Annotated in this window: 5 protein-coding genes; all 5 read right to left on the reverse strand. The window is 69.5% G+C overall.

What is annotated here, in order from left to right; translation table 11 throughout:
• Window positions 1-86 precede the first annotated feature (86 nt).
• Window positions 87-1,004: a proline iminopeptidase-family hydrolase gene (locus ACFVIM_RS30305; protein ID WP_384308034.1), complete on the reverse strand. Its 918-nt coding sequence runs from the start codon at window positions 1,002-1,004 to the stop codon at window positions 87-89.
• Between the two features lie 184 nt (window positions 1,005-1,188).
• Window positions 1,189-4,098, reverse strand: coding sequence for an AAA family ATPase (locus tag ACFVIM_RS30310; protein WP_384308036.1), 2,910 nt, complete (start codon window positions 4,096-4,098; stop codon window positions 1,189-1,191).
• Window positions 4,099-4,574: 476 nt separating this feature from the next.
• Window positions 4,575-5,294 (reverse strand): class I SAM-dependent methyltransferase, encoded by a 720-nt coding sequence (locus ACFVIM_RS30315; protein WP_384308039.1) that lies wholly within the window; start codon window positions 5,292-5,294, stop codon window positions 4,575-4,577.
• Between the two features lie 425 nt (window positions 5,295-5,719).
• The gene (locus ACFVIM_RS30320) at window positions 5,720-6,601 is read right to left on the reverse strand and encodes a geranyl diphosphate 2-C-methyltransferase (RefSeq protein ID WP_384308042.1); all 882 of its coding nucleotides are present in this window, start codon (window positions 6,599-6,601) and stop codon (window positions 5,720-5,722) included.
• A gap of 15 nt (window positions 6,602-6,616) precedes the next feature.
• The coding region (locus ACFVIM_RS30325) for a family 2 encapsulin nanocompartment cargo protein terpene cyclase (RefSeq protein WP_384308046.1) at window positions 6,617-7,583 on the reverse strand (967 nt) is incomplete at its 5' end.

Consider the following 7,583-nt stretch of genomic DNA (forward strand, 5'->3'; position numbering starts at 1 on the left):
CGGTGTGACAGGGCAGCCCGCCGTCGGCGCGCGCCAGGGCGCGCCCGGCGGCCGGTCCCCCCGGGCGGCCGCCCGTCGGCCCGCCGCTACTTCTCCAGCCCGGCCAGGAATTCCCTCAGTACGGTACGGAATCGCTCCGGCTCTTCCATGTGCGGCTGGTGGCTGGATTCCTCGAACAATTCCCAGCGGACATCCGGAATGTGGTCCACGTAGGGCTGGACGGTCACCGGCGTGGCCTCGTCATGGCGGCCGGATATCACGAGCGCGGGCGCCGCGATATCCGGGCAGTATTCGATGACCGACCAGTCCTTCAGCGTGCCGATGACATGGAACTCGTTGGGGCCGTTCATCGTGTAGTACACGGTCGGATCGTTGGCGATCTCGAAGAACGAGGCCATGAACTCGCGCGGCCACGGGTCGAGCCGGCACACATGGCGGGCGTAGAAGACCCTGACGGCCTCCTGGTACTCCGCGCTGTCGGTGGTACCGGCCTCCTCGTGGCGCAGCAGGGTGGCGTCGACGCCCGGCGGGAGCTGGGCCCGCAACACCTTCATCTCCGCCAGCCACAGCGGATAGGAGGCGGGCGAGTTGGCGATCACCAGGCCCCGGAGCCCGGCGGGGCGCTCGGCGGCGTACCGGGCCGTCAGCAGCCCGCCCCAGGAGTGCCCGAGGAGCACGTGGTTGTCGGCGATCCCCAGCCCCTGGAGCAGATTGGCGAGCTCGTCGCGGAACAGCTCCACGGTCCAGAAGTCCGCGCCCTTGTGCGGCAGATGGGTGGAGCCGCCGTTGCCGAGCTGGTCGTAGTGGACGACGGGCCAGCCGTCCTCGGCCAGTTCCGCGATCCGCAGCAGGTAGTCATGGGTGGAGCCGGGTCCGCCGTGGACCACCACCAGGGGCGGGCGGCCACTGGTGAGGTCGCCGGTCACCCGGTACCAGGTGTGCCACTCCCCGAAGGGCATCAGCCCCTTGGCGCTGGGGGCGGCGGGGCGGGCGGCGGTTGCCATCAACGATCACCTCTGTTGTGGGTGGGGTGGCCTGGCGGAGCCGGAACGCCGTCCGATCGGTGCCGGTCCGTCCCCCAGGTCATGTCGTCGGAGTCCCGCCTGTCCGCCGGGCGGACGACGCTCCTGTGACGACACTCCCGAGTGCGCCTGGGACGCTACGCACCGACCGGACGGCGGCCAACCCCTAGCCGGCCCGGCGGCCCCCTACCCCGGCGGGCACGCCCTCCCGCACGCCGTCGCGCGCACTCTCGCGCGCTCCGTCCCGTACGGCGTCCCGTACCCCGTCGCGCACATCACGGACGCGCGGTCCGGGCACACCGCCGGTGGGGCGCGCTCCCCCGGCCAGATAGGACCGCAGATCGGCGCGGCCGGAGACACGGAGCTTGCGGTAGACGCGGGTGAGGTGCTGCTCGACCGTGCTGATGGTGATGAAGAGCTTCCCGGAGATCTCCCGGTTGGTCTCCCCGGCCGCGGCCAGCTCCGCCACCCTCAGTTCCGCCTCGCTGAGCATGGCGGTGTTCAGCCGCTGCTCGGGGATGACGGGTGTCTCCTCGGGGGTGGTGATGGCGCTCTCCGGCAGCAGGGTGCGGGCCAGGCGCTCGGCACCGCAGCGCACCGCGCCATGCCAGGCCTGCTGGCCGGTGGCCCGCGCGCTGGAGAGGTCGTCGGCCTCCTGGTGGGCGCGGCTGAGGTCGCTCAGGACCAGGAAGTGCTGGTACCGGTCGCGCCCGCCCGAGACCATCTCGGCGGCGTCGATCAGCACGTCCCGGCGTCTGCTGCGGTCCACCGTCCGGGCGTACACGCGCAGATAGGCGCCGCGCAGATGCGGATGGCGACCACGGGCCCGGTTCAGTTCGCGCTCGGTCATCCGCCGGGCCTCACCCCGGTCGCCCAGGGCGAGCGCGGCCTCGGCCTGACCCAGCCGCCAGGGCGCGAGCACCGGCTGGGCCAGGCCCCAGCCATGGACCCGCTCCTCGCAGGTGCGGAAGTCCCGCAGCGCGGCGCTGTGCTGGCCGAGGGCGAGCCGGTGACGGCCCCGGGCGTGGAGGTAGTGCAGACCGTAGAAGGTCTGGAACATCTCCGGGTGGACGCTCCAGGACAGGTACTCCTCGGCCCGGTCGGCGTTGCCCCGGGCGGTGTGCACGGCGACGAGCACGCTCAGCGGCAGCCCGAGCGCGACGCCCCAGGCCCGGGGCGCCATATGGGTCAGCGCCCGCTCGGCGAGCAGTTGCGCGCCCGGCAGATCGCCGCGGCGGCGGGCGATCTCGGCGCGGACGGCCTGGTGGATCCCCTGGGAGAGCGGACAGGCCGCGCTCTCGGCGTCCTGGAGGGAACGGGTGGCCCAGCGTTCCGCGGGCGCGAGTTCACCCGCGTAGAGCAGCGCCTGGAGGACCGATCCCGCGGAGTCACCGAGGAGCTGACGGTCCGCCAGTGCCTCCTCGATGAGGGCCGATACGCCCGTGTGGCCGCTCTCGCACAGCGCCCGGGACAGGGCGGTGAGCGGTCGCAGGGGCATGGCCCCGGTCTCCAGAAGGCCCTCCAGCGTGCGTTCGTCGGCGCGGCGGAGCCGGTCGAGGAAGCCGGGGTGACTGAGCCGGGCCCAGTCGAGGAAGGTCTGGATCTCGGTGCGCAGCGGCCCGTCGGCGCCGCGTCCCGCCACGTCGAGCAGCATGGTCACCGCGGGCTCGGCCTGCCCGTGCCAGAGGAAGATCCGCAGCAGGGAGAGGGTCTCCTGATCGGGGACGAAGCCCTTCTGCTGGAGTTCGAAGCACTCCTGGAAGTGCTTGGTGACACGTGCAAGTCGCAGCCGCCAGCCCACCCGCAGGAACTCGCCGATGACCAGGCCGCGCTCCTCGTCGCGCTGCGCGCCGCGCAGCGCCAGCTGAAGACAGGTGAAGGCGAAGTCCCAGTCACCGTGCCCCGTCGCCTCCCGGGCGGCCTCGCGCAGCACCCCGATGGTCCAGGGCTCGGCCGCCGAGTCCGCCGCGATCAGATGGCGGGCCACCTGTGCCGCGCTGTGCCCGTCCGTCTCCAGCAGGGCGGCGGTGTGGTGGCGCAGCGAGCGGACATGGTGGAACTCCGGATCGGCGAGGACGACCTCGGCGACCCCCGGATGACGGAACCGGAACCCGTGCAGCACCCCGGCCGCCTCCAGCTCCCTGCGGCACCGGGTGATGTCCTCCGGCTCGCTCTGGAGCAGTTGGCAGAGCAGGTCGAGCCCGGCGGCCGGACCCAGCAGGGCGATACCCCGGGCCACGGCGAGGGCCTGGGGGCCGCTGCGGTGCAGCGAGGTGAAGACCGCGAGCGCGGAGACCCGGCCCGGGGTGGGCACACCACTCCCGGCGGACTCGGAACCGCCGTCGTCCAGGAGACGGGTCGAGGACCACTCCTCGACCAGGGCGCGCAGCGCCAGCGGGTTGCCCCCGCTGTAGCGGTAGTAGTCGGCGGCGGCACGCTGGGCCAGCTCCGGGCCCAGACTGTCGGCCACCACCTCGGCGACCCCGGTACGGGACAGGGGTCTCAGCCGGATACGCCGACAGTGCGGGGCCCGCAGCAGTTCGGCGTGGAAGAGCGGCATCCGGGCGTAGGAGCAGTCGGAGGCCACGAGGACGAGCATGACCCGGGCGGTGCGACAGATCCGCACCAGCCGGAGGATCTCGTCGAGCGCGTCACTGCCGGCCTGGTGCAGATCGTCGACGACGATGAGGAGCGGCTCGCGCGCCGCGTGTCCGACGATCTCCTCGACCCGTGGCGCGCCGTCCCGCCCGGCCCGTTGACCGGGCTCCGGGCGCGTCTCCCCCACAACACCCGTCCGGTCCCTGCGGAATACCGCGTCAGCGCCCGGGAATTCCCCGGACAGGCCGTCCGTGACCTGTTCCGCCAGGGTGCGGACACCCTCACTGCCAGGCATATGCATATACGCGCGGATAACCGTGAGTTCACGCTCTCGGGCGGTCTCGGCCACAGCATGTGCCAATTCCGATTTCCCTACGGCAACGGGGCCCGTGATCACGGCGACACTACCCCGGCCATGTTGGACTTCAGCTATCAGCTCTTTCAGTTCGGAAAGTACACGTGCACGTTCGAAAAGCATTCTTCCCCCGTGTTTCCCCCGTTTGACCTTGAGGCGCCCCAGCACATCACTTACTCACCTCGGCGGTTCAAACTACCCGGTTACTCTAAATTCCTGGCGCTAGCCGCGTATTGAGGCGGAGGGCTACTGTCGATAACCCATCGTTGACACGTGCCAACGCCATGCTGTGATGCTCCATCAAGCGCGAGCGCTTCGTCAAGGTTTCGCAATGAAACTAACGGCGCATTTACAGGCCGTTGATCATGTGCACGCCAAGCCCCGCGCCGCCGTGAGCAGCGCGGCCCGGCGACGGCCGGGGTGGCGCGGGCGGGCATCCCCGGCCCGACACACGCGCACCCCTCACCCCGTCAGGGCGCGGAACCGGCCGGGCACGGCGACGGGTGCGGAACGCCGACCCGTCACACCGCCGACCCGTCACACCGCCGACCCGCCAACCCGCCGACCCGCCGACCCGTCACATGACCGAGCCCGGCGAACTAACCGGCCGCCTCCGGCCGCGCGATGGCGACGAAGACGCCTCGGTCGGCACGGCCCGCCGGCAGCAGCGACGCCTCGAATCCGGCCTGGTCGAAGGCGTCCTCATACTCCGCCAGGGAGTACAGGGCGAGATCCTGGTGGTCCACGAAGTGGCGCACCCCGTCCGGCTCCGAGACCAGATAGTGCATATCCACCAGGGAACGAGTGCCCTCGGTACGCCAGCGGCCCATCCGCGAGATGGTCACACCCTCGTGCTCGACGGTGGCATGGGCCAGAACGCCACCGTTCCATCGCTCGCGCGGGATCCAGGGCTCGACGATGAGCACACCGCCGGGCGCCACATGCGCCGCCATGCGCGCGACCGCCGCACGCAGCTCCTCCGGTCCGCCGAGATAGCCGATCGAGCTGTACATCGAACAGACGACGTCGAAGGATTGCGTCAGGTCGAAATTCCGCATGTCGCCCTGATGGACGGGAATTTCGGGGAGCTTCTGCCGGGCGACCCGGACCATGGATTCGGAGAGATCGATACCGGTCACGGAGAATTGCTTACCGAGATGTCGAAGGTGTTCTCCGGTACCACATCCCACATCGAGCAGAGTGCGGGGATCATCTATTCGCTGCCGGGCCAGATCGCCGATCAGTTCGGCATGCTCGGCATAGTCATAAAGAGCGCAATACACGCGGTCGTACACATCGGCAAACTGGTCGTCGTACAAGCTCGCCACCTTGTTTCACGGAAGTACGGAGGAGCCTGCACGCCGACCGGCACTATTCGCCGGTTCCCCCCGAAGCGCGACTAAGAAATATCAGCGGACGATCGTTTCATCAAGCGCACGGTATCACGCACACTACATCTTGTCACATTGTCATACGTACAGCGGCGTGTCTCCAGAACCGTCCAGATTATGACGACATTTCGTCCGTGTCGCCCTCACTGTCATCAGCAGTAACACCCGCCCCAGTTATGGCGTGCTGACGTCTCATCACCAGCCCGGCGCCGCTCCCACCCATCCACCCGCCCGCCGAACTCCACACCGGCGCCCAGGCTCCCGGACGGGAGAGCGCCGACATGACGGAACGGCCCACCCCCGCGGTGCGCGGGAGTGGGCCGAACTCACTGAGGCCGGTAACGGACGACCCGTCAGACGCGGTCCGCCGCGATCAGCAGATACTGGAAGGACCCGTCCTTGTAGGAGTTGATGAACGCGTCCTCGATCCCGGTGACCAGGCCGGAGGTGGCGCGCAGCTCCCAGTACGGCAGGGTCTGAGGCGTCAGGTCGATGACGGTCTGGGGCACCAGCCGGTTGTCGGCCATGGCCCGCAGATACTCACGACGGGAGTGGATGTTGCACTCGAAGTGCGCGTTGATCTGCGACACCCACTTCGAGGGCTGTCCGTAGACCGGGTTCCAGCAGCCGGTGATGGTGACGTACCTGCCACCGGGGGCCAGGATGCGGGAGTGCTCGGCGAAGAGGTCGTGCAGATCGACGTACATGCTCGACTCGTTGTTCCACGAGGCGGCGGCCTGACCACTGGCGAAGGGGGTGTTGAGCATATTGCAGACCCGGGCCCGCACCGAGGTGTCGATACCGAGTTCGCGGGCGCGGTGGTTGGCGAAGTCGGCCTGCTTCACCGACAGGGTGACACCCTCCACCCCACAGCCGAAGCGCTGGTGGGCCATGACCATGGTGCCCCCGCGGCCGCATCCCGCGTCGACGAGGGTGTCCTCGCGCCGGATGGGACCGAGGTTGTCCAGGAGCAGGGAGGTCTGCGCGGACTCAAGCCGGTGCAGCTCGGCGATGAGTCTGTTCTCGTAACCGGCGGCGGTGGGGTCCCCGAGGGCGGCACGGTCGACATCGCCGATGCCGTAGTGGTGGTGGTAGAGGCCGTCGACGTCACCGAGACGCAGATTGACGGGCCGGGCCTCATGGTTCCAGTAGCGCGCGATGTCGCCTTGGTAGGGCGTGGCCGCTGTGGCGCTGGTGATGGTGTCGCGAACGGTGGTGACATCGGGCACAGACACGGATGGAGTCCTTCCTTACCAAAAATCGGGCAGGCTGTAGCGGTAGGTGTTGCTCTGGTGCCAGTGGTGGTTGCCGTCGACCCACGCGGCCAGACCACGCAGAAAGCGCGTCATGGGCGGGAGCGGGCAGGCCGCGGCCAGGGCGGCGGCCTCGGCCTCGAAGGCGTGCATCAGCTCGTTGTGGACCTCGACGGCCTTCAGATACGCCTCGCGGTGGGTGAGATCCTCGCGCTCGGCGATCACCACGGTCAGGTTCAGGTGTTGTCCGGGGCTGGAGAGTTCCTTGGTGTACGAGTACAGGTCGTTGACGAGGGTGGTGGCGTTGCTGGCGAGGGCGATGACCCGCTGCGTCGCCGGCTGGGCGTGGAGGTCGGCGGGGAGTTCATAGCCGCCGACGGTGTCGGTGATGGTCGGGCAGGGGCGGAAGTTGTTGAACTGGCGCATGGCCAGGTACTCCCATACCTCGGGCACATAGTCCGTCTGGTCCCACGCGGCCTCGGCCAGATAGCCCAGGTGCAGCCGGGCCATGTCATGCCGGAACCGGTCCGCCTGGGAAGGCAGCGCCAGTTGGAGGAAGTACTCCATGGCGGAGTGGTACGCCCGCCGGGGGGCGTCCGCGCCCAGCGACCGTTCCCACGCGGGCCGGTACTCCTCGGTGGTGTGCAGCGGATCGAGCGCCGTGTGGGCCAGCAGCAGCCGCCCGCCGAGCCCGATGGGCGAGCCGCCGTGGTCCTCGCAGTAGACGTCGTCCACCGCGTTCTCCGCGACCATCAGCCGGGCCGCGGCCATCAGATGGTCGACACTGGGCGCGTCGGGGTGGCAGGCCGCCATATAGCGGCCCACGGCGAACCCCTCGAACTGGTCCTCCCACTCGGGCGGATACAGCTCGATCTCCTCGATCGCCCACTCCTTGATCCTGCGGTCGACCTCGGCCGCCCGCACCGGATCGCCCGCCACCGGGTGGTGGTACAGGCCCGGGACC

The organism is Streptomyces sp. NPDC057638 (assembly GCF_042800315.1).
Classification (GTDB): domain Bacteria; phylum Actinomycetota; class Actinomycetes; order Streptomycetales; family Streptomycetaceae; genus Streptomyces.